Source organism: Nocardia sp. CA-128927 (assembly GCF_050955855.1).
GTDB lineage: Bacteria > Actinomycetota > Actinomycetes > Mycobacteriales > Mycobacteriaceae > Nocardia.
Genome location: NZ_CP192087.1, coordinates 3,513,220 through 3,535,310, shown reverse-complemented (window position 1 = coordinate 3,535,310; position 22,091 = coordinate 3,513,220). Strand labels below are relative to the sequence as shown.

The window sequence follows — 22,091 nt, the reverse complement described above, 5'->3', positions numbered from 1 at the left end:
GAAACCCGGGTGTCACCACCCGTTGGCAATCTAAGCGACCGAGACGCTTCGTGCTGGACAGTAACGGAAGATTCATCCGTTCCTTGCTGAACACTCCGGGCTACCACACTCTGACTACCGGCGGTGGACCCTAGCACAAACTTGTTCGGTGAACTCGCTGGTCGACGCCAGTCCGCCCAGGTCCGCAGTGGCGATGCCCGCCTCGAAGGTGGCCGCGACACCCCGTTCGACGCGCTCCGCGGCGTGCAACAGCGTGCTGCGGCTGTCTCGAGTCCCCAACCAACGCAACAACATTGCGGCGGACAGTTGCAACGCGGCGGGGTTCGCACGGTTGTGCCCCGCGATCGTCGGGGCCGCGCCGTGCACGGCCTGTGCCATGGCGTGGGTGGCCGAGCAGTTGAGGGAGGCGGCCAGACCGAGTGAGCCGCTCAGTTCACCCGCGAGGTCGGAGAGGATATCGCCGAAGAGGTTCTCGGTGACCAGGACGTCGTAGTCGGCGGCGGCGCGGACGAGGTGTGCGGCGGTCGCGTCGACGTGTTCGTCGGTGACCTCGACGCCGGGGTAAGCGTGGGCAACTTCATAGCAGACGTCGCGGAACAGGCCCATGGTCATCGGCAGCACGTTGGCCTTGTGCACAATGGTCAGCCGCTTGCGGCGCGTGCCGGCCAGTCGAAACGCCTCGTGCGCGATTCGCTCGCAGGCCTGCCTGGTCACCACGCCGACCATCATGGCGACGTCCTCGGTCGGCCGGAACTCCCCCGATCCGGCGAACATATTGCGGTCGGCGTAGAAGCCTTCGCTGTTCTCCCGGACGATCACCAGGTCGATCTTCGGCGCTGTCGCCCGGACCCCGGCGAACGCGCGGGCCGGGCGGATGTTGGCGTACAGCCCGAACCGCTTGCGAATGGCACCGCCCGGCGCGACCGCGGTGCGGTGTTCCGCCGGGTAGGAGGCGTTGTCGTGCGGGCCGAGGATCCAGGCGTCGACGCTGTCCAGCGCGGTCAGGGTCTGTTCCGGCAGCGGGTTGCCGTGTTCCTCGATGGCGCGATGGCCCATCAGCAGCGGCACCCACTCGATCGGCGCGGCGCCGGCGGCCGATACCGCCTCGTCGACGACCTGCCGGGCCGCGCGCACCACTTCCGGGCCGATGCCGTCGCCATCGATCAGGCCGAGCCGCAGCGTGGGATCGGTCGCCGCGCTCACGACAGTTCCCCGAGGACGCTCGTCGCTGTCTGGATAGGTCGCTCGCTCACGAGATCATCCTCGCGCCGCGCCCCGCAAGTCGACGAACCGACCCACCGTCCGCTCGGCAACCGCTATTTTCTGGGGATCACGCGGTTGGTGGAATCACTGGGTGTCAGGCCACCGCTGCCGGGGAAGAACCCTACTGAGGACAACTCGGCGGGACGCGACCGATACCGAGCCGGTCGCCTACCGCGGGTGCGCAGCAGCAGCGGACCGCGATTCGTCCATGGAAGATATAGACAACTGTCGGCGTTGTAGCTGGCACACCGAATACGAGAGGACGTCATGGCCACCCAGACGCTGACCCAGCAGAATTTTGATGAGGTAGTCACCGGAAACGACGTGGTACTCGTCGATTTCTGGGCTGAGTGGTGCGGCCCGTGCAAGAGCTTCGCGCCGACCTTCGAGGCCTCTTCGGAGAAGCACGGCGATGTCGTGCACGGCAAGGTCGACACCGAGTCCGAGCAGGGGCTCGCGGCCGCCGCCAACATCCGCTCCATCCCGACCATCATGGCCTTCCGCGAGGGCGTGCTGGTGTTCGCGCAGCCCGGCGCACTGCCGCCCGCCGCGCTGGAGGACCTGGTCACCCAGATCAAGGAGCTGGACATGGACGAGGTGCGCAAGCAGCTCGCCGAGCAGCAGGCCGGCACCGAGCAGTAACTCCGCCGAACCACAAAGGGCCGTCCCTCTCACCCGAGAGGAACGGCCCTTTTGCGGTTGGTCAGCGACCGAGCAGGTTCACACCGGCAATCATCGCGCGAACCGTTGATTCGGAGCTGTCGTCGGCCAGGGCGGCACCCCAGCCGCGCCTGCCGTTGCACTCACACTGCACGAAGGTCGCGGTGCCTTCGCCGGTGCGGCGCTGGTGGAACTGCAGGATCTCCACGTGATAGCCCTCTTCGTAGAGGGCCGTGGTCATCGCCGCGACGAGGCTGCCGGAGGCGACGACCGTGCGGAGATGGTCGGTGAATTCCAACGTCACCGCGAAATCGGCGCTGCGGCTACCCGCGGGCGACCATTCGCCGAGCCGGATCGGCCCGGTGTTTTCGCAGTAGCGATCGTGGAATTGCGCCGGGGTGAGGTCGGCGCTTTCGTGGCGCAGGCCCTTGGGCGCGGCGGCATGGAACGTCTGGGTATCGAGAGTGAGGATTGTCATTTGAAAGTAGGTCTTCCCGAGGAATGTCGTGGCTCAGTTGACAGAGGGGACCAGCACTAACAAGTCGTTCAGCCCGCAGCGAGGGGGCCGGTCCGAATCAGACCCCGCTACGGCGGGTTACTACGAGGAGAATTCGCCGGGGCGCCACCATCGCGGTAAGCGGAATTAGCGCAGCACTGTCGCGGTCTGCGACGTTGAGCGCTGCGCTGTGGCGGTCGGCGGGATTCGGCACGCGCTTGAGGATAGGGACATCTCGGCGCAATAGCAACCATATTCGATGCCCGATTTGTCTACTGGCCGGTAGCGTTCGCGCAGCTCAGGGGCGCTCGGCGGCAGTTCGGCCGATCACGGGCGTGCCGCGCGGCACATGTTCAGCTGCGCGTCATGTAGGTGACATCTCAGGGCCGGTGTGTCGGGTCGGGCGCGGCGGCCGGGAAACGACGAGATCCGGGCCCGTGGACCCGGATCTCGTGCAGTGCGCGACGCTGGCGTCGGTTCAGTCGGCGAGGACCTCGTTGAGCTTGCCGGTGGCCACGTCGAAGATGAAGCCGCGGATGGAGTCCTTGTGCGGCACGAACGGGCTGGCGACGATGCGGGCAATGGATTGGCGCACATCGGTTTCCAGGTCGCTGAACGCCTCGGCCGCCCACTCCGGCTTGATGCCGACGTCCTGCTGGATCGACGACTTGAAGTCGTCGTCGGTGAAGGTGAGCATGCCGCAGTCGGTGTGGTGGATCAGGATGATCTCGCGGGTGCCGAGCAGGCGCTGACTGATCGCGAGCGACCGGATCTCGTCCGCGGTGATCACGCCGCCCGCGTTGCGGATGACGTGCGACTCCCCCTCGTTGATACCCAGCGCGCCATAGACATTCAGCCTGGCGTCCATGCACGCGACCACCGCGACATGCTTGGCGGGCGGCAACGGCAGCGGTCCGGTGAAGGTGCTCGCGTAGGTGGCGTTGTTCTGCAGGTACTCGTCGGTCACGGTCATGGGTGGTCCCCTGCGGTCGGTATGCGTGGATACGTATGCGCTTATGTGTGGCGTGGCTCACCTTAGAAGCGCGCACCGCGTAGAACACCGGTCCCACTCACCGTGATTCGTTTACTGGCGTGCCGAGAGCGACACAGGCTCACCTCACATAACTCCGCGACTCGGTCGACCGCGCGACTGGCGCTCCCGTCGAGGCAAGCCGCCCTGGCCGCACCCGCCAGTCCCTTACCTCTGAGGTAATCGACGCCGCCTCGGCCTCCTGGGAATGTCGTGCGTGTCAACATCATTCGATACGCGCGCAGGAGAGCCACATGACCGGCACCGTCACCGCCGACGCCACCCGCACCACTGTCAATGCTTTCTTCGCCGCCCGTGCCGCCGGCGACACCGCGGCAATCACGGCATTGTTCGCCGATGAGGTCGACTGGCTGCTCGCGGCGAACCCCGTGGTTCCGTGGATCAGGCCGCGGCGCACCGCCGCTGAATGTGCCGCGCAGTTCGATGAGTTGATGGCGCACGTCGTCGCGGCGGATGCGCACGCCAGTATCGACACCTTTCTCGTCGATGGTTCGGATGCTGTTGTGTTCGGACAGCTCTCCGGCACGGTGCGGGCCACCGGAAAGCCCTTCGAGGGGCCGTTCGCGCTGCGCCTGACCGTCGAGGACGGCCACATCACCCGGCATCACCTGTACGAGAACAGTTTGTCGATCGCGCAGGCGTGCACTCCGTGATCAGTCGACGCGAATGACGATCGCAGTGGCGTTGTCGTTTCCGCCTGCTCTGTCACAGGTCGCCAGCAGGTCGGCGACGATCGCCCGATACGCCGATTTGCTGCCACCTGCGAGCGTCGGGCCATGCGGCAGATCAACACGCCTACGGAGTTGCGGTACGTCGCAGGCCGGGCGGGTAGCCGGAGAATCAATGCCATCCGGAAACTTCGTGGTGACGAATAGGCCATCAGACCGGTAGCGCTGTTGCTCGGCATCGGTTATCCGACTACAAGGAGGTTCGTCATTCGTACTACCTGCTTCTGGACCGCCGACTCATACCGGTCACCTGTCATGGCAAGGGTCGTTACGCCGGTACTGGTCCTGACTGCCGTGGCCTCGATACCCCTGTGGCTTTCCCCGTCGGCAGCTGCCGCGGACAAGACCTGTGAATCGAAAACCATCAGCTCCCGCAGTGGCACCACCACCTGCGTGGTCCCAGACGGTATGACGCACATGGACACGATTGTGTCGGGCGGGACCGGCGGCGGTGGCGCTGGCGGTGGCTGGAACGGAAACGGCGGTGGCAATGGCGGCAATGGTGACGCTGGCGGTGGCGCCGCCGCTGCTGTCTGTACGGTGACCGTCACTCCGGGGCAAGTCGTGACAATGACTGTGGGCAAGGGCGGCCGCGGCGGAAAGCGCGGCTCGGGCGGCAACAGTGCGTCGAACGGCGGCAATGGTGATGACGGCCAACGGTCCGCAGTCGCCGTCGATGGGCAAGAAGTGGCCGCGGCCGAGGGTGGGTTCGGCGGGGAAGGTGGAACTGCCGGTGCGGGCGACGCTGCCGGCACAAGTGGAGCCGGTGGAATCGGCGGCCCCAAGGAGGCTTCCTACTGCACCGGTGACTCCTCGAACGTGACCGGCGGCGAGGCCGGCGGATCCAGTACTATCGGCGGCTCCATGGGTGGGAAGTCGGGCGCAGGCGGATGCACGGGGCGCGGCGGTATGGGCGCTGTGGGCGGCAGCGCCCCACAGCGCGCGACCAATTACAGCAGCTCGACAGGTTCGGATGGCGGACAGGGCGAGACTGGCGACACTGGTTGCGTAGTGCTGAATTTCAAGGCCTGACGCGCCATTCGACCAGACCGACGCGAGCGGCACGTCTGCGTCGTTGACGCAGACGAGTCCCCGGGGCCCGTCACGGTCTTCGATGGTGTTTGGTTTGCGGTACCCCTTTGAGCTGCAACGCCTTACGGAGGCTGTTGCAGGCATGCGTGGTAGACGCTGACACCCAGCTACCGACCGTTTCGAGTGATGGAGATCCATGCTGTGACTTCGCCCAACGACGACGAACCGAACGCGGTCCGCACGGATGAGACGTCGCCGGAGCTGAGTGCACCACCGGCGGCCACGAAGAAGTCACCGTGGCGGATCGACCGCCGTGTTCTCTACCTACTGCTCGGGTTGGTCATCATCGTGCCGGGTGCCGGCCTGTTGATCGCGCGGACCACTGATTCGGCGCCCCCGCGGCCGCAGTACAGCAAGTTCGCCGAGGGAACCTTTACTAGCGGGTTCGGTGCCCACTGGGGTGTACAGCACTTCGGTGTCGATATCGCAGGCCCGGTCGGCACGCCCGTTGTCGCGGTTGCCGACGGCACGGTGCTCGAAGCAGGCCTGACCTACGGATTCGGTATGTGGGTGCGACTGCTGCACAACGACGGCACCATCACAATCTACGGTCATATCGACACCGCAACGGTAGTGCAGGGGGACCAGGTGTTGGCCGGCGATCAGATCGCGACCATGGGCAATAGGGGGTTCTCCGCCGGCCCGCATTGCCATTTCGAGGTTTGGCTCAATGGCACGGACAAGGTAGACCCGCTGCCGTGGCTGACCGCCCGCGGCATCGACCTCGGTCCGCAGGCCCCCTGACCACCCCACCGGACAGACCCTGGCGAATCCAACATTCACTGGCACATGGTGGCGGCAAAACGCGAGAAGGGTCCGCCATGGTGTGCCACTGAATGTGGATTCGGCTCCCACCAGAGCCGGGAACGACGCGAAACCCCCTGTCGGACAGGCTGTCCGGCGGGGGGTTCGGGTTCGATCGGGTAACTACTTCTCGCCGTGCGGGCCCGGGGCGGCGCTACCGCTGTACTCGCCGAGATCGGAGACGAGCTTGGTCAGCTCCGGGTCGCTGTCGTAGCGACGCTGGTGCAGCTCGGCGATCTTCTCGGCCATCGCCGGATCCAGGTCGTCGGTGATGTCGAAGGAGGCGAACTTGTCGACCAGGGGCAGACCGACGCGGTCGGTGTTGCGGTGGGCCGGGTGAATCAGGTACTCCCAGTAGCCTGCCAGGTCTTCGATGACGAACACCGCGCCCCACTGGTATTCGCCGCCGAAGTCGGGGCCGACCACGAAGGACTTCACCGAGGGGATAGTCCGTCCCTGGTTACGCAGGCTCTCGAGGGCTTCTTCGATCGCTTCGGGGGTGGCGTCGGCGCGGAGGGTGAAGCGGTTGCCGTGGTAGATCATTTCTTTCATCCTTCATTCGGGTGAGCCGCGGGTTTGCGGACTCGATGGTTGGTGGTGAATTCGTTGGTGTTACTTGGCATTACGGAGCAGGGGCAGCGCGATCACCGCACCTACGGTCATGGCGATCCCGGTCCAGAGGAACGCGCCGCCGATGCTGGTGAGCTGGATCAGGGGCTGGACGATCAGCGGAGATACGAACTGGCCGAGGAAGATTCCGGTGACCAGGCCGCTGAGGATCCGGCCGCGAGTGGCGGCAGGTGCGAGGTCGCTCAATCGCAGGTTCAGGTTCGGGACGGCGAGGCCGACGCCGAAGCCACCCACGAGCAGTCCGGCCACCACCTGCACCACCGAGCTCGCGGTGCCGACCAGCACCCACCCGATGCCGAGCAGTGCGATGCTGGCGGCCGTCAGGACACTCGGCGACCAGCGGCCCCGCAGCGACGGAAAGGCAAGGGCGCCACCGACACTGCTGAGCGTCGTCGCGGCGATCACCGCACCGACCAGGGCCGGACCGATATGCAGTTCCGCCAGCAGGAAGGGCAATTGGGTGGGGGCCATGTAGAAAGCGAGCGTCACCAGGAAGGCGAGCAGGTAGAGCCCGGCGATCGGCCGGAAGATCCCCGACCGCGAAGCCGCGGCGTCCACACCAGCCGGTCCGGATACCTTGTCGCGCCGCTGTTCTCGCAGCGCAAACAGCGCGAACGGCAGGATCACGACGGAGGCACCATAGATCCAGAACGGCAACTTCCAGTTCGACGCGGCCAGCAGACCGGCCAGCGGCAAGAAGACGACACCGCCGATGCTGGCGAAAGCCTGTTGCAGCCCAAGGAAAGTCGCCCGCTTCGGCCCCTCGAACCAGTCGGTGATGATGGCGCTGACCGCCGTCATGATGCCGCCGACCGCGACACCCACCAGCGCTCTGGTCCCCAGCAGGACACCGATACTGTCGACGAAGAACCCGGCCGTCCCCGCCACGGCGTACAGCGCAAGACTACCCACCAGCAGCGGTTTACGCCCGATCCGGTCGGCCGCCATGCCCGCCAGCGGCGCGCTGAGGCCGATCGCCAGCGACGTGACGGTCAGCACCAGCCGCACCAGCACATCCGCGCCCGCCACCGCCGAGAACGCCTCGCGCATCGCGGGCAGGCTCGGCGCGATGACGGCCGGACCCATCACGGTCAGCGTCGCGGCGGCCAGCACTGTGGCGCGGGCGATCCGCGCCGGCGTGGCCAGCTCTCGCTCCACCGCCTCGTAAGGTGCCGCGCTCATGGTGTTCCTCCTCGTGTCCCGGCAAGTCGTGCTCGCTTGCTGACATGAAGATTTCCATCCGGGCACCGGCATTCGCGTCGGTGATTTTCACCTAGATACGTAGTCGAGTCGGCGATTAGGTAGGTAGGTGGTTTTCGGAGCGGGGACTGCCACGTAGTGCTGCTGAGCCTGCTCCGACCCACCGATCAGGCTCAGCCCTCGGCATGCGGTATCAGCGCCGAGTTGCCGACCGTCGCGGGATCACTGCGATACCGATCAGCACGAGCGTGCCTACCAGGCATAGCCAGGCGAAGAGGTCACCGGTGAGTCGATAGAGCGTGGTGGTGCCGTGCGTCGGGACGTCCACGATCCACGGGTCGTGATCGACGGTGGTGTCCTGGGTTGAGATGGGTTGTCCGTGCCGGTTGTAGGCGGCCGACCAGCCGTTGAAGTCCTGCCGGACCAGTGCGTAACCGTTCTCGATCGCGCGCAGGCTCGACATCTGGGTGTGCAGTCGGCCGAACTGCGGCCAGTCGCCGCCCGGCACCAGCATGATGTCGGCATCGGCGTGCATCATGGCGGGGAAGTCGGCGTCGTAGCAGATCACGTTCGCGATTCGACCGTACGGCGTGCTCACCACGGGCACCTTGCCGTCGCCGGGGGTGTAGGTCTCCAGGCCCGGAATCGGATGGGCCTTCTGGTAGGTCCATGTCAGCGCCCCGTCCGGGCCGATGAAATGCGTCTCGTCGCGAGCGTAGGGAGCGGTCGGCAGGTAGACGTTGACGGCGACGTCCAGATACACCTGCTCCTCTCGGGCGACGGCCTGCGCGGCGGCGAGGAACGCCGGTTCGTCCGAGACCGAGATCCTGGCCGCATTCTCCGACCAGACAACGATTTTCGCGCCGGCTCGAGCGGAACGCCGGGTGTCGTCGAACAGGCCGTCGATCACCGCCTTCGATTCCAGCGGCACCGTGGCCGGGTCGAATCGGGGTATGGCCATCGGGTCGAATCCGGGTTGGCCGAGTGCCTTCATTTCCGCGTCCAAGGCCGCCGTGCTCGGGTTGATACCGGCGATGCGTACGGTCTGCGCAGTGGCTACCGAGAAGAACGCCAAACGTGCACTGCCACCAACGATCACGACACCGAGCACGGCCGTATAGACGACGAGTACGCGGGCGGTGCGCCAAGACATCGGGCGCTCCCACAAGTAGTTCACCACGGTGGCGAGGGCACCGATGAGGAACCCGATGGAATACGGTCCGGCCAGCAAGATCAGTTGCAGCAGAGCAGGATTGGTGTATTGCGTGTCGGCGAGCAGGCCGTAGGCCGTGCCGAACGGACCGAACACTCCCAGTACGAACTCGCACGCGGCCAGCGCCATCGGGAACAAGAGCAGGCTTGCGACCGTGCCGAGCCGCGGCGCGAGCAAGCGGTCCACCAGGTAGGGCAGGGCGAGCACGGTACCGAACGCCAGGCCGCCCAGTGCCGTCATGCCCGTCAACGGAACGGCAACGTGCCACAGAAAGAACATCGCGGCCCCGACACTGACCAGCCAGACCAGGCCGATGCCGACGGCCACCCGGCTGGTCCGGGAAAAACGCAGCAACAGAATCATGAAAAGCCATGCGACCAAAGGGATATCCCATCTGCCGTTGATCGCGAAGAGCGACAGACCCGCACCGGCGCCCAGCCACAGATAACGCCACCGATCCGGTGGTCGCCCAATGCTGGACGGCGAGCTGGTGCCAATGTCGACGGGGTCGAATCGCAGATTGCTTGTGCCCGTGGTCATTCGGGATCTCCTGAGTCAAACACTTGGAGTGTCAAAGTGTTTGCAGTCTCTCATGCAGACACTTGGAGTTGTCAAGTGTTTGAGTATCCAACTATTATGGAGCTATGGCAGAGCATGCGGACACGGAGCAATCACTGGTCTATGACGTGCTGGACTTGGTTTTCGCCGTGGCCGAGCAGACCAATGCGCTGCTCGCCGACACCGTCGGCGACTTGGGTCTGACCGCTGTCATGGCCAACACCCTGTGGAAGATCGAGCCGTCCGCTACCCCGTCGATGCGGCAACTCGCCGCCGAGCTGGGCTGCGACCCGTCCACGGTGACCTTCCTCGCCGACCGCCTCCAGGACAAGGGCCTGATCACCCGAGAGGTCGATCCGGCGAACCGGCGGGTCAAGATCGTGACCCTCACCGAGCGCGGCCTCGAAGTACGGCGACAACTCGCAACGGCAATGCGCACCCGGTCATCCATTGCCCACCTCAGCCCGACAGAGCTGCGCCAACTCAGCCGACTACTGACCAAGGCCGCACGAGCGAAACCGGAATCCGGCGCAGACCAAAGCCGCCGTACTCGATGAGCCGGTCGACTCGGCCTGGAGTTCAGCGACGCCGGCTACCGCCCGACGGCAGGAGCGGATACCAATCAGCCGCAACGAATCTCGTTCACTGATCGTGCGCTCCGCGGCGCGGGGCTTCGGCCGCCTGCGCCAGATGCCCTGTCGGCCAACCGATCTGGAGCTCGTTCGGGCGCGCGGGGTACGCGGCCCGCACCGATCCTCAGGTGTCGAGTTCGACCAGGAAATCGACCAGTGCGGTGGAGAACGCGGGATCGTTGAGCGCGCCCATGTGGTCGCCGGAAACCTGCACCAACCGTGCGGTCGGGATCGCGGCGGCCAGCCGTTCCGGCTCCGCGGCGAACGGATCGTTGTCGCCGGCCAGCACCAGAGTGGGCACGGCGATGGTGTCCAGACCCGTCACCTTCGTGTGCCCCGCGGACAGTACCGCGGCCATCGCGAGCCGATCCACACCCAGCGTGTCCGCGAACTGACGGAATCGCGCCGCCGGTCCGGCCGGGAGCGTGGCCGGGTCGTCGGCCAGCAGTGACTCGACGATCGCGTCGTCATTGCCGACCCTGGTGTCCACGGTGCCGAGGTCGACCACGCCCGACCCGACGCCGCCGACGCACAGCGATCGGACCCGGCCGTGGCCCCTGCCGTCCAGCCCGATGACCGTGAACCCGGCCGCACCCAACGCGGCCACCACGCCGGTGCGTTCGGTCGCTCCGCGGGATGCCTATGCCGCGCGCCGACGAGGCTGGCGCGCGGCATCGGGATCGTCAGTGGGCAGCGTTGTCCCAGCTGCGGCCGGTGCCGACAGAGACGTCCAAGGGCACCGAGAGGTGGATGGCGGCGGCCATCTGTTCCTTGGCGAGGGCTTCCAGGGTTTCCTTTTCTCCCTCGGCCACCTCGAACAGCAATTCGTCGTGGATTTGCAGGAGCATGCGGGAGCGCAAGCCTGCTTCCTGGATTGCCTTGTGCACGTTGATCATTGCCACCTTGATGATGTCGGCGGCGGTGCCTTGGATGGGGGCGTTGAGGGCCATGCGTTCGGCAGCCTCGCGGCGTTGGCGGTTGCTGGAGTCGAGGTCGGGGAGGTAGCGGCGGCGGCCGAAGAGGGTGGAGGTGTAGCCGACCTTGCGGGCCTGCTCGACCACCTCGTAGAGGTAGTCGCGGATGCCGCCGAAGCGGTCGAAGTAGACGTCCATCTGTTCTTTGGCTTCGGTGGTGCTGATCTTCAGCTGGGCGGCGAGGCCGTAGGAGCTGAGACCGTAGGCCAGGCCGTAGGACATTGCCTTGATGCGGCGGCGCAGTTCCGGGGTTACCTCGGCGATCGGGATGTCGAAGGCCTTGGACGCCACGAAGGTGTGCAGGTCTTCGCCGGAGTTGAAGGCCTCGATGAGGGCCTCGTCCTCGGAAAGGTGCGCCATGATGCGCATTTCGATCTGGCTGTAGTCGGCGGTCATCAGCGACTGGTAACCGGCGCCCACGACGAAGGTGTCGCGGATCTGCCTGCCGGTGTCGGTGCGGATCGGGATGTTCTGCAGGTTCGGCTCGGTGGACGAGAGGCGGCCGGTCGCGGCGATGGTCTGGTTGAAGGTGGTGTGGATGCGGCCGTCGTCGGCGACGCACTTCAGCAGGCCGTCGACCGTCACTTTCAGGCGGGTCGCGTCGCGGTGTTCGAGCAGGTGTTGCAGGAAGGGGTGCTCGGTCTTCTCGAACAGCGATTCCAGCGCATCGGCGTCGGTGGTGTAGCCGGTCTTGGTGCGCTTGGTCTTCGGCATGTCGAGCTCTTCGAACAGCACGACCTGCAGCTGCTTGGGTGAGCCGAGGTTGATCTGCTTGCCGATCACCTCGTACGCCGCATTGGCCGCCTCGGACACCTTGTCGGCGAACTGGCGTTGCAGCGTCTCCAGCTGGTCGGTGTCGACCGCGATGCCCGCGTCCTCCAGGTTGGCGAGCACGCTGAGCAGCGGCAGTTCCATATCCTCCAGCAGCGGAACGGATTCGATCTGCTGGAGTTCGGTGTCGAGCGCGTCGGCGAGATCCGAGACGGCCCTGGCGCGCAGCATTTCGGTCTGTGCGAGTTCGGCGTCGACGGTGTCCTCGTCGTCGAGCAGCGACAGCTGCGGGGTCTCGTCGGTCTCGGCGCGCAGCTCGCGGCGCAGGTAGCGCAGCGAGAGGTCGTCGAGGTTGAAGCTGCGCTGGCCGGGACGGACCAGGTAGGCGGCCAGTGCGGTGTCGCTGGTGAGCCCGCCGAGGGTCCAGCCGCGGCCGCGCAGCGCGTGCATGGCGGCCTTCGCCTCGTGCAACGCCTTCGGCACGGCCGGGTCGGCGAGCCAAGCGCCAAGGGCGGCTTCGTCTTCCGGGGTGAGGATCGAGACGTCGATGTAGCCGCTCTCGCCGTCGGCGGCCGCGATGGCGAGCGCGCGCACGTCACCGTTGGCCGGGGTGCCCGTGCCGACGATGGAGACGCCCTGTCGGACACCGGCTTTCGCGTGCTCGGTGAGCCAGTCGGCGACCGCGCCGACTTCCAGCGCGCCGCCGCTGATCTCGAAGCCTGCCTCGGCCTCGGGCTCTTTGGGGGCCAGGGTCTCGAACAGGCGGTCCCGCAGTACGCGGAACTCCAGGTCGTCGAAGAGCTGGTGAATCTTGTTGCGGTCCCACGGGGCCTGCGCCAGCTGGTCCGGGGTGTAGGGCAGCGGCACGTCGCGCACCATCTCGGTGAGCTGACGGTTGAGCACCACGCTGCTCAGGTTGGCGCGCAGTGCGTCGCCGACCTTGCCCTTCACCTCGTCCACCTTGTCGACGAGGCTGTTCAGGTCGCCGTATTCGCGGATCCACTTGGCCGCGGTCTTCTCCCCCACGCCGGGGATGCCGGGCAGGTTGTCGCTCGGGTCGCCGCGCAGCGCAGCGTAATCCGGGTACTGGGCCGGGGTGAGGCCGTACTTGGCGAACACCTCGTCGGGGGTGAACCTGGTGAGATCGGAGACGCCCTTCTTCGGGTACAGCAGCGTCACGTTGTCGTTGACCAGCTGGATGGCATCGCGGTCACCGGAGACGATCAGCACCCGGAAGCCCTGCTCCACCGCCTGCGTGGTGAGGGTGGCGATGAGGTCGTCGGCCTCGAAGCCGTCGATCGCCATCACCGGGATGCCCATCGCGCCGAGCACGTCCTTGGTGAGTTCGACCTGCCCGCGGAACTCGTCCGGCGTCTGCGAACGGTTCGCCTTGTACTCCGGGTACGCCTCGGTGCGGAACGTCTTCCTCGACACGTCGAATGCCGTGGCGATATGCGTCGGCTTCTCGTCGCGCAGCAGGTTGATCAGCATCGCGGTGAACCCGTACACCGCGTTGGTGGTCTGCCCCGTCACCGTCTTGAAGTTCTCCGCCGGTAGCGCGAAGAACGCGCGATAGGCAATCGAATGCCCGTCCAACAACAGCAGAGTCGGCCGATCACCCGGCGCGGAATCGCCGGAGCCGGACGCGGTGGCAGGACGCTGAGCAGTCGTGGGTGAACTCACGCCCCAGAGTCTAGGGACCAGCACCGACAAGGTGATACGCCGACACCCGCCTCATCCGCGTCGGCTGCGAACCGCTCGTATTCGACACACCGGCGCTCGACCGCGCTACGGCATACGATTCCGCTGCCGTACCGGCCGCAGTGTCACGAGGAGTACGAAGTATCCGATGGTCCGTTCTGCCGAAGCCAGGCACACGTACCTGATCGACCAGGTCAACCTCATGCTGCGCCGCCTGGATATGTTCGGCGGAGAACCTGCCCTGTGGACGGTCTTCGATCACCTGTTCTTCCTGGAAGACGCGGACAACGGAATAGCGGACCTGCACGAATCCTGGCGTGCGCGCAACGCTTTCACCCCCACCGGCGTCAAGGGCGCTCTGCAGCGCCACGTCCCCGCTTGCCTCCGCTCAGCTCTGCCGTCGATGTATGCCGAGGCCGCTCGCCAACGCGGCTGGCTCACCGTGGACCGGACACTGACCAGCGACGAACTCACCACCTTGCGTGCCTCGATCGAAACGTTCGTCGCGGAGAACCGGACCTGGCGCGATGTGCTCGAGGCGTTCGGTCAACCCAGTGTGCTCTTCGGCGGCGACAATCCCCGGTGCGAGAAAACGCTCGCCTACGCGACCGAGGACAGATCAGACCCGATGGTCTTCTTCCATCTCTGGAACGGTACCGATCCAGGCGCCGAGACACCGCGGTCAACCGAGCCGATCCTGCTCGCGGTGCGCTACGGCACCGGCCCGTTCGCGGCGTCCTTCTACTTCACCCCCGAGGGCATCCAACGCCGCCCGCCCGAGAACGAAATCTGAGGCAGGCGGCGCAGCGGATCACAGCAAGGACGTGACGAGTTCCCTCAGTACCGGGAGGCTGACCGAACCGGAGCCGAGGACCTTGTCGTGGAAGGTCTTGATGTCGAAGGCGCTGCCGAGGCGTTCGGTGGCGGTGAGGCGTTGGCGGCGGATTTCCAGTTGGCCGACTTTGTAGGCGACGGCTTGGCCTGGCATGCCGATGTAGCGGTCTACTTCGGTGGTGATTTCGGCGATGCCCGCGGGGGCGTTGGCGACCATGAAGTCGATGGCCTGTTGCCTGGTCCAGCCTTTGGCGTGCAGGCCGGTGTCGACGACGAGGCGGCAGGAGCGCAGGGAGTCGCCGGACAGCATGCCGAGGCGGCCCAGATCGTCCTCGTACAAACCCATTTCCTCGGCGAGCCGCTCGGTGTAGAGCGCCCAGCCTTCGACGAACGCGGTGTTCGCGTAGGACTGGCGTTGGAAGCGGGGCAGGTGGTCGAGTTCGTTGGCGATGGTGAGTTGCAGGTGGTGGCCGGGGATGGCTTCGTGGAAGGCCACCGCGGCCGTCTCGAAGCGGCCGCGACCGGTGGGGTGGTAGGTGTTGACGAAGTAGCTGCCGGGGCGGGAACCATCGGCGGCGGGCGGAAAGTAGTACGCCGCAGGCGCATCCGCGGCGAGGAAGTCCGGCATCGGGACGATCTCGCAGGATTCCTTGGGCAGCCTGCCGAACCAGTTGCCCATTTCCGCGTTCGCCGCGGTGAGTGCGTGGCGCGCGTCGAACATGATCTGGTCGCCGTCGACGTAACACAGCGTGGGATCGTCGCGCAGTCTGGCGAAGATCTCGCCGAGGTCGGCGGTGCCGAACAGCCGCTCGCCGACGGTCGCGTATTCCTCGCGCAGCGCCTCGAGTTCGCTCAGCCCGAGTTCGTGGATCTCGTCGGCGCCGAGATCGGGCAGGGTGGTGTGGTAGCGCAGCTGGCGGCGGTAGATGTCCTCGCCGTCCGCACCGAGCCAGCACAGACCGGCCTTGTCGTCGGGACGGCTCGCGGGCAGCAGCTCGTCGAACAGCACCTCGCGATAGCTCTGGAACGCCGGGCGAACGATATCCCTTGCCACGTCGGTCAATTCGGCCCGCCAGAACGCTTCGCCGTCCCAGTCCGGCGGACCGGCGATGGTGACGAACGGATCTTCCGACAGCTCCGAGGACAGATATCCGTCGAGCTGGTTCAGCGACCGTTCCAGGGTGATCCGGGCCGGGATACGACCCGCGGCGAGGCCGTCGCGGAACCGTTCGACCGCCTGCCCGAGCATGTCGCCGTACTGCCGGAACCGCAGGACCAGCGCCCGCGCACTGCCCGGCGTCGGCGCGTTGGTCTGCGGCGCCATCGTCAACGCGTTGGCGTGCACACCCTCCATCTGATCGGAGGCCAGTTCCAGTGGCCGCCATTCGAGCCGCTCGATCTCCCCGGTCAATTCGGTGCGCAGCAGACTGCGGGTAACCCGATCGGTCTCGTCGAGCTGCCCGGTGTCGAGCGCGTCGACCTGCCCCTGCAGTTCGCGCCAGGTCGCCAGCAGGCGCTCATCGGCCGCGGCGGACAAGTCCTCGATGCGGTCGTCGAACCGCCGATCGCCGAGCAACGTCGCGTCGCTCGGTTTGGCCTCCAGGAAGGTGTCCCAGTACCGCTCGGCCAGACCTGTCAGCTCATCATGACCATTCATGGTCACGATCATGCCTCGAGGTCGGCCTTGCGGCACTGGGGTTTTACACCGTGACTATCCGACGCCGAGGTAGGCCGACTTCACCGACGGATCGGTGAGCAGGTCCCGGCCGGAGCCGGTCTTGGTGACCTCGCCGGTCTCCATGATGTAGGCGCGATCGCTGCGCGAGAGCGCCTGCTGGGCGTTCTGCTCCACCAGCAGCACCGTGGTGCCCTGCTGGTTGATCTCCGAGATGATCCGGAAGATCTGCTGAATGATCATGGGCGCCAAGCCCATCGACGGTTCATCCAGTAGCAGCAGCCGCGGCCGCGCCATCAGCGCACGACCGATGGCGAGCATCTGCTGCTCACCACCGGACAGCGTGCCGCCGACTTGCTTGCGCCGCTCCGACATTCGCGGGAACAACTCGAACACCCAGTCGAGCGTCTTGTTGTATTCCGCCTTCTGCTTGAAAGGCCTTCCGTAGCAACCCATGTCGAGGTTTTCCTGCACCGTCATGCCGGGGAAGACACCCCGGCCCTCAGGTGCCTGGATCAGCCCCTCACCCACCCGTTCGTGCGCCTTCATGTGGGTGATGTCGCGACCCTCGAACATGATTCGGCCGCGGGTCAGCGGCAGCAGGCCGGACAGCGCCCGCATGGTGGTGGTCTTGCCCGCGCCGTTCGCGCCGAGCAGGGTAACCAGCTCGCCCGCCGCCACCTGCAGCGAAATCCCGTGCAGCGCCTGGATTCTGCCGTAGTTGACGACCATGTCGGTGACCTCGAGCAGCACGTCAGAGCTGCTCTTGGTCACGTCGACGGTCTGCTGATCCGGTTCTCTGTGCGATGCCATCGCTGCTCCTACCCGTCCGTCCCGTGCGCGCTTGCCGTCCCCGACTCGGTGCCGTCATCGGGCACACCGAGGTAGGCGGCGATCACCGCGGGGTCCTCCCGGATATCGGCGGGCAGCCCGTCCGCGATCTTGCGGCCGAACTCCAGCACCACGATCCGGTCGGTCACGCCCATCACCAGGCGCATGTCGTGCTCGATCAGCAGCACGGTGAACCCGTCGTCGCGGATCTTGCGGATCAGATCCATCAGCGCGGACTTCTCGCTCGGATTGAACCCGGCGGCGGGCTCGTCCAGGCAGAGCAACTTCGGCTCGGTGGCCAGCGCCCTGGCGATCTCCAGCCGGCGCTGATCGCCGTAGGACAGGTTGCGTGCCTTCTCCACCGCTTTCGGTGCGATACCGACGAATTCGAGCAGCGCCATGCCCCGCTCGATCGCGTCGTGCTCCTCGCGCCGATGCCGGGTGGTGCGGAAGATGGCGCCGGGCACCGAGGTCTTGTGCCTGGCGTCGGTGCCGACCACCACGTTCTCCAGCGCCGTCATCTCGCCGAAGAGCCGGATGTTCTGGAAGGTGCGCGCGATGCCGAGTCGAGTGATGGCATTGCGCTTGGTCTTCGTCAGCGGTGCGCCGTCGAAGTACACCGTGCCCGACGCGGGCCGGTAGACACCGGTGATCGCGTTGAAGCAGGTGGTCTTTCCGGCACCGTTGGGCCCGATGAGCCCGAGGATCTCGCCGCGGCGGATCTCGAAACTCACCGCGTCCAACGCGGTCAGACCGCCGAACTTCACGGTCAGGTCCTCGGTGCGCAACAGCGGTGCACCGACGGCGGTCTCGATCTCCCGGCTGGAGGCGACGACCTCCGCGACCGTCTCGGCATCGGCCAGGTCCGGAATCACCGCGGTCAGATCGACCACACCGGCACTGGGCGCTGCCTCGGGTTCGGCCACGTAGCCCGCGGCCATGTCCTCGTTGTCGAACAGTGCGCCACCCGCGCCCGGCCCGGTCATCGGGTCGCCCCGATGGCCTCGTCGCCGAACGGTTTACGCACTGCCTGGTACACCTGACGCCCGTAGGCGAGCAGCTTCTGCCGGACCGGGAGCAGGCCCTGCGGTTTGAAGATCATGACCACCATCAGCGTGATACCGAAGAACAGATACTTGTAGTCGCCGAGCGACTGGGCGCCCGGTTCGTGGAACTTCAGCACATTGCTGAGCACGATGAGCAACACCACCATCGCCACGATCGACCCGGCCAGATAACCCAGTCGAGTCGGTCGTTCCTGATCACGAGCCCACCTGCGCCACACCACGATCAGCGCGATCAAGACGGCCACGGTGAACACGATCAGCAACCAGCCGACCGCGGTCTGCCCGACGGCCTGCACCGAGAGCAACCGGTTCGGCAGGTACACGATGATGAACGCGCCGACGATCACGCCGAGCTTGTTGCCCTGCCCGCCGATGACCACCGCGCACAGGAACAGCATCGAGTTGATGATGTTGAACCCGGTCGGGTTGATGAACTGCACCTGCCCCGCGTACAGCGCGCCGGAGAGCCCGCCGACCGCGGCGCCGATCATGAACGCCCACAGCTTGAACTTGAACGTCGGCACGCCCATGATCTCGGCCGCGTCCTCGTCCTCACGAATCGCGACCCAGGCCCGGCCGACTCGGCTGCGCTCCAGGTTGCCGACGATCAGCAGGACGATGATCACCAGGATCATGCCGACCCAGAACCACCAGGTGCCTGCGTTGGCCTTGTCGAAGATGTTGGAGGTCTCGGAGTTTCCGACGTTGCCGGAGGAGAACACCCCGTTCTGCTTGTGCTCGGACTCGCCGATGTGCGGGTAGGCGATGCCGGACAGGCCGAGGCTGCCGTTGGTCACGTCGCCGAGGTTGTCGGCGAGCAGCCGGACGATCTCACCGAAGCCGAGCGTCACGATGGCCAGGTAGTCGCCGCGCAAGCGCAGCGTCGGGGTGCCGAGGATCAGACCCGAGATCGCGGTGACCGCTGCCGCCAAGGGTAGGCAGGCCAGCCAGGCCCAGTCCTCGCTCAGCCAGCCGCCGTCCGTCTGATTCCACGGACTGTTGGGACTGGTGAGCAGGCCGACGGTGTACGCACCGACGGCATAGAAGCCGACATAACCGAGGTCGAGCAGACCCGCCTGTCCGACAACGACATTCAGGCCGACAGCGAGCAGCGCGTACATGGCGAACTGCGCCATCACGCCGCCGAAGCTGGTGCCCGGGGTGTCGAGGAACGGTGGCGGGAACAACGGAAGCAACGCCAGCAAGATGATGGCTGGTACGCCGACAGCCCACTGGGCCGGGCGGGACAGCCCACTCCACCAGGAACGCAGGCCGTCACCGATGCCGTGCATCGGCCGCTCCGGCTTGGTCGGCGGAGTGGCGGTTTTGGTGTCACTCATGCTCGCGCCTTCCCGAGGCTCTCACCGAGAATGCCGGTCGGCCGGATCATCAGCACCAGCACGAGCACCACGAACGCGACCACGTCACGCCATTCGGTGCCGAACAGGATCTGGCCGTAGTTCTCTGCCAGCCCGAGCAGCAGGCCGCCGAGCAGCGCGCCACGCAGGTTGCCGATGCCGCCGAGCACCGCGGCGCTGAACGCCTTGATGCCGAGGATGAATCCGCCCGAGTAGATGATCCCGTTCGGGATCTTGAGCGCGTACAGCAGCGCGGCCGCACCGGCGAGCACGCCGCCGATGAGGAAGGTGAGCATGATGATCCGCTCCCGCGAGACGCCCATCAGCGTCGCGGTATCGGGATCCTGCGCAACGGCCCGGATGCCGCGGCCGAACTTGGTCTGGTTGATGAGCAGTTCGGTGGCGATCGCCAGAATCACGGCGGCGCCGATGATCACGAGCGTCACGTTGGTGATGTCCGCGCCACCGATGTTGAACTGCTTGGTCGGTTCCACCAGCATGATCGGCTTCTGGGCATTGGTGCCGCCCAGGCTCGGCCAGATCTTCGGCAGCACGAAGTGCACTACCTCCTGGATCACGAACGAGGCGCCGATAGCGGTGATGAGAAAGATCAGGGGTTTGGCGCCGCGTCTGCGCAGGGGCCGATAGGCGACGCGCTCCAATCCGACCGCGGCGGCACCCGAGACCGCCATGCCGAAGATCATCGCCAACGCCAGATAGGTAATGGTGAGGATGATGCCCTGGGAGTAGACATCACCACTGGGCGAGAACCCGAGCAACATCAGCCCGACATACTGGCCGAACAAGCCGAGCATGAAGATTTCCGAATGGGCAAAATTGATCAGCCGCAAAACGCCGTAGACCAGGGTGTAGCCCACGGCAACCAGCGCGTAGATCGCGCCGTAGGACAATCCGTCGACGGTCAGTCGCCAGAAATCGTGGATCACTCCCTCATAGTTGAAGTCGATTGATCCGCCGGCGAGTTGTACAGCGCCGGTTAATGCCGTTGAAGTCATTCGCTAATTCGCCCTCATTGATTCGCCCTCATAGATTCGCCCGAACGACACAGCAGCACGTACTGGGATTCGCGCGAACCCCGGTACGTGCTGCGCGATCTCGTGGGAGTGGGTTACTTGACCGTGTAGATCCAGATCAGCGCGTTGCTGAGTTCGCCGTTGGCGTTCCACTTGTACTGACGCGCGAGACCTGCACCGTTGTAGGACTTCACGTACTCGAGCAGGTCGGGACGACTGACCTTGCCACCGTCGATGCCCTTGGACAGGATCGTGGCCAGGTCGTAGGCCTCCACCGAGTACACACCGGACGGCTGGCCGTTGAAGGCCTGGTAGTCCTTCGCGAACTGGTCCGGCGCCGGACCACACGGGCAGGTCAGCGTCGCGCCCTTGGCCGCGCTGCCCGCCTGGGACAGGAACTGCGGGTCGTTGACGCCGTCGGGGCCGACGAAGACACCCTTGAAGCCACCGGACTTCAGCTGCTGGGCCAGCGGCGCGCCCTCGGCGTAGTAACCGGCGTAGAAGACGGCGTCGGCGTTGGCCGAGGCGATCTTGGTGACGGTCGCGGAGAAGTCCTTGTCACCGGTCTTGATGCTGGACGAGCAGTTGGCGTCGGCAGCGGCACCGAGACCATCGGTGATGCTCTTGGCCAGGCCGGTGCCGTAGTCGCTGTTGTCCTGGACGACGCAGACCTTCTTGTAGCCCGCGGTGCCGGTCAGGTACTTCGCGACGGACGGACCCTGCACGTCATCGTTGGCCAGACCGCGGAAGAAGGTGGTCCAGCCGTTCTGGGTGAGCGTGGCGTTGGTGGCCGAGGAGGTCACCGAGACCAGGCCCGCGTCGCTCAGGATCTTGCCGGTCGCCTTGGTCTCACCGGAGAACGCCGGGCCGATCAAGCCGATGATCGACTTGTCGTTGACGACCTGCGGGATGACCTGGGTTGCCTTCTGCGGGTCGCCCTCGGTGTCGAACGACTTCAGTTCGATCTTGCAGCCCGCGTTGGCCTTGTTGTGCTGGTCGAGCGCCAGCTTGGCGCCCATTTGGATGTTGATCCCGAGCGCGGCGTTCGGGCCCGTCAACGCGCCGGCGAAGGCGATCGTGGTACCGGCCGGGCAGGTCGCCTTGCCGTCACCGGCGGGATCGGCGGCCTTGGCCGGGTCGGTCTTCGGGACCTCTTTGCCGTTGATGTCTACCTGCGCCACCGGGACGATGGACAGCCCGGCTGCGCCGCTGGTGCCGGACGAGTCCGTACCGGTGCTGGTCGATTTGTCGCTACATCCGGTCAGCACCAGCGCGGCGGCAGCGCCGATAGCCAAAACACCTCGCGTCGTACGACTGTGCCATGTCGAACTAAGCACGTTTCACCTCTAAGTCCTGTGCTCCCCCGGGATCACCGAGGAGGCTGACCACGTCAGCCCGGTCAGAACTTAGCGTTCATACGTTAGTTCCGCATCACATTCGGATCATGAACGCGACATCGTGTCGAATTTTTGTTCACGATTGCGTTTCACGCGCGTAATATTCACACGTAATCAGCCCA

The 22,091-nt window shown here is 65.9% G+C and carries 19 protein-coding genes and 1 pseudogene; 6 read left to right on the top strand and 14 right to left on the bottom strand.

Annotation, left to right across the window (positions count from 1 at the left end; all coding sequences use genetic code 11):
* Positions 1 to 114: 114 nt before the first annotated feature.
* Positions 115 to 1,203, bottom strand: coding sequence for an isocitrate/isopropylmalate dehydrogenase family protein (locus ACQPW1_RS16725; protein WP_433663618.1), 1,089 nt, complete (start codon positions 1,201 to 1,203; stop codon positions 115 to 117).
* A 327-nt stretch (positions 1,204 to 1,530) separates the two neighbouring features.
* Between ACQPW1_RS16725 and trxA the strand changes: the two genes are divergently transcribed.
* Complete coding sequence (trxA, locus tag ACQPW1_RS16720) at positions 1,531 to 1,905, top strand: thioredoxin (protein ID WP_433663617.1); 375 nt, start codon at positions 1,531 to 1,533, stop codon at positions 1,903 to 1,905.
* Between the two features lie 61 nt (positions 1,906 to 1,966).
* On the opposite strand, the gene ACQPW1_RS16715 is transcribed toward trxA, so the two are convergent.
* Both ACQPW1_RS16715 and ACQPW1_RS16710 read right to left on the bottom strand, forming a co-directional pair.
* Positions 1,967 to 2,401: a 2-keto-3-deoxygluconate kinase gene (locus ACQPW1_RS16715; RefSeq protein WP_433663616.1), complete on the bottom strand. Its 435-nt coding sequence runs from the start codon at positions 2,399 to 2,401 to the stop codon at positions 1,967 to 1,969.
* A gap of 496 nt (positions 2,402 to 2,897) precedes the next feature.
* Complete coding sequence (locus ACQPW1_RS16710) at positions 2,898 to 3,392, bottom strand: beta-class carbonic anhydrase (protein WP_433663615.1); 495 nt, start codon at positions 3,390 to 3,392, stop codon at positions 2,898 to 2,900.
* A 311-nt stretch (positions 3,393 to 3,703) separates the two neighbouring features.
* Here ACQPW1_RS16710 and ACQPW1_RS16705 point away from each other — a divergent pair, with 311 nt between their 5' ends.
* The 3 genes and pseudogenes from ACQPW1_RS16705 to ACQPW1_RS16695 form a co-directional block, all read left to right on the top strand.
* Entirely contained in the window at positions 3,704 to 4,123 is a 420-nt protein-coding gene (locus ACQPW1_RS16705; RefSeq protein ID WP_433663614.1) for a nuclear transport factor 2 family protein, read from the top strand.
* A gap of 492 nt (positions 4,124 to 4,615) precedes the next feature.
* Positions 4,616 to 5,230, top strand: coding sequence for a hypothetical protein (locus ACQPW1_RS16700; protein WP_433663613.1), 615 nt, complete (start codon positions 4,616 to 4,618; stop codon positions 5,228 to 5,230).
* 384 nt (positions 5,231 to 5,614) lie between these two features.
* A pseudogene (locus ACQPW1_RS16695) lies at positions 5,615 to 6,034 on the top strand (M23 family metallopeptidase); the annotation flags it as partial.
* 183 nt (positions 6,035 to 6,217) lie between these two features.
* Here ACQPW1_RS16695 and ACQPW1_RS16690 read toward each other — a convergent pair.
* The 3 genes from ACQPW1_RS16690 to ACQPW1_RS16680 all read right to left on the bottom strand — a co-directional run bounded on the left by ACQPW1_RS16690 (position 6,218) and on the right by ACQPW1_RS16680 (position 9,677).
* Positions 6,218 to 6,637 carry a Dabb family protein gene (locus ACQPW1_RS16690; protein WP_433663612.1) on the bottom strand — a complete coding sequence of 140 codons (420 nt, stop codon included), beginning with the start codon at positions 6,635 to 6,637 and terminating at the stop codon, positions 6,218 to 6,220.
* 69 nt (positions 6,638 to 6,706) lie between these two features.
* Positions 6,707 to 7,906, bottom strand: coding sequence for an MFS transporter (locus ACQPW1_RS16685; RefSeq protein ID WP_433663611.1), 1,200 nt, complete (start codon positions 7,904 to 7,906; stop codon positions 6,707 to 6,709).
* A 211-nt stretch (positions 7,907 to 8,117) separates the two neighbouring features.
* Positions 8,118 to 9,677, bottom strand: a complete 1,560-nt coding sequence (locus ACQPW1_RS16680) for a nitrilase-related carbon-nitrogen hydrolase (protein WP_433663610.1) — start codon at positions 9,675 to 9,677, stop codon at positions 8,118 to 8,120.
* 104 nt (positions 9,678 to 9,781) lie between these two features.
* Here ACQPW1_RS16680 and ACQPW1_RS16675 point away from each other — a divergent pair, with 104 nt between their 5' ends.
* Positions 9,782 to 10,252 (top strand): MarR family winged helix-turn-helix transcriptional regulator, encoded by a 471-nt coding sequence (locus ACQPW1_RS16675; protein WP_433663609.1) that lies wholly within the window; start codon positions 9,782 to 9,784, stop codon positions 10,250 to 10,252.
* A 199-nt stretch (positions 10,253 to 10,451) separates the two neighbouring features.
* Here ACQPW1_RS16675 and ACQPW1_RS16670 read toward each other — a convergent pair whose 3' ends face one another.
* A complete protein-coding gene (locus ACQPW1_RS16670) occupies positions 10,452 to 10,937 on the bottom strand; it encodes an alpha/beta fold hydrolase (protein WP_433663608.1) in 486 nt (161 codons plus the stop codon).
* Between the two features lie 73 nt (positions 10,938 to 11,010).
* Positions 11,011 to 13,755, bottom strand: a complete 2,745-nt coding sequence (gene polA, locus ACQPW1_RS16665; RefSeq protein WP_433663607.1) for a DNA polymerase I — start codon at positions 13,753 to 13,755, stop codon at positions 11,011 to 11,013.
* Between the two features lie 166 nt (positions 13,756 to 13,921).
* On the opposite strand from polA, the gene ACQPW1_RS16660 reads away from it, so the two are divergent.
* Positions 13,922 to 14,566 (top strand): hypothetical protein, encoded by a 645-nt coding sequence (locus ACQPW1_RS16660; RefSeq protein ID WP_433663606.1) that lies wholly within the window; start codon positions 13,922 to 13,924, stop codon positions 14,564 to 14,566.
* Positions 14,567 to 14,584: 18 nt separating this feature from the next.
* Here ACQPW1_RS16660 and ACQPW1_RS16655 read toward each other — a convergent pair whose 3' ends face one another.
* The 6 genes from ACQPW1_RS16655 to ACQPW1_RS16630 all read right to left on the bottom strand — a co-directional run bounded on the left by ACQPW1_RS16655 (position 14,585) and on the right by ACQPW1_RS16630 (position 21,867).
* The gene (locus tag ACQPW1_RS16655; protein ID WP_433663605.1) at positions 14,585 to 16,264 is read right to left on the bottom strand and encodes a DUF885 domain-containing protein; all 1,680 of its coding nucleotides are present in this window, start codon (positions 16,262 to 16,264) and stop codon (positions 14,585 to 14,587) included.
* A gap of 54 nt (positions 16,265 to 16,318) precedes the next feature.
* Positions 16,319 to 17,095: an ABC transporter ATP-binding protein gene (locus ACQPW1_RS16650; RefSeq protein ID WP_433663604.1), complete on the bottom strand. Its 777-nt coding sequence runs from the start codon at positions 17,093 to 17,095 to the stop codon at positions 16,319 to 16,321.
* Between the two features lie 8 nt (positions 17,096 to 17,103).
* A complete protein-coding gene (locus tag ACQPW1_RS16645) occupies positions 17,104 to 18,099 on the bottom strand; it encodes an ABC transporter ATP-binding protein (RefSeq protein ID WP_433663603.1) in 996 nt (331 codons plus the stop codon).
* A complete protein-coding gene (locus ACQPW1_RS16640) occupies positions 18,096 to 19,520 on the bottom strand; it encodes a branched-chain amino acid ABC transporter permease (protein ID WP_433663602.1) in 1,425 nt (474 codons plus the stop codon). The genes ACQPW1_RS16645 and ACQPW1_RS16640 overlap by 4 nt, the downstream gene beginning before the upstream one ends.
* A complete protein-coding gene (locus tag ACQPW1_RS16635) occupies positions 19,517 to 20,554 on the bottom strand; it encodes a branched-chain amino acid ABC transporter permease (RefSeq protein ID WP_150406674.1) in 1,038 nt (345 codons plus the stop codon). The genes ACQPW1_RS16640 and ACQPW1_RS16635 overlap by 4 nt, the downstream gene beginning before the upstream one ends.
* Before the next feature lie 113 nt (positions 20,555 to 20,667).
* On the bottom strand, positions 20,668 to 21,867 hold the full coding sequence (locus ACQPW1_RS16630; RefSeq protein ID WP_433663601.1) for a branched-chain amino acid ABC transporter substrate-binding protein: 1,200 nt from the start codon (positions 21,865 to 21,867) through the stop codon (positions 20,668 to 20,670).
* Positions 21,868 to 22,091: the final 224 nt, after the last annotated feature.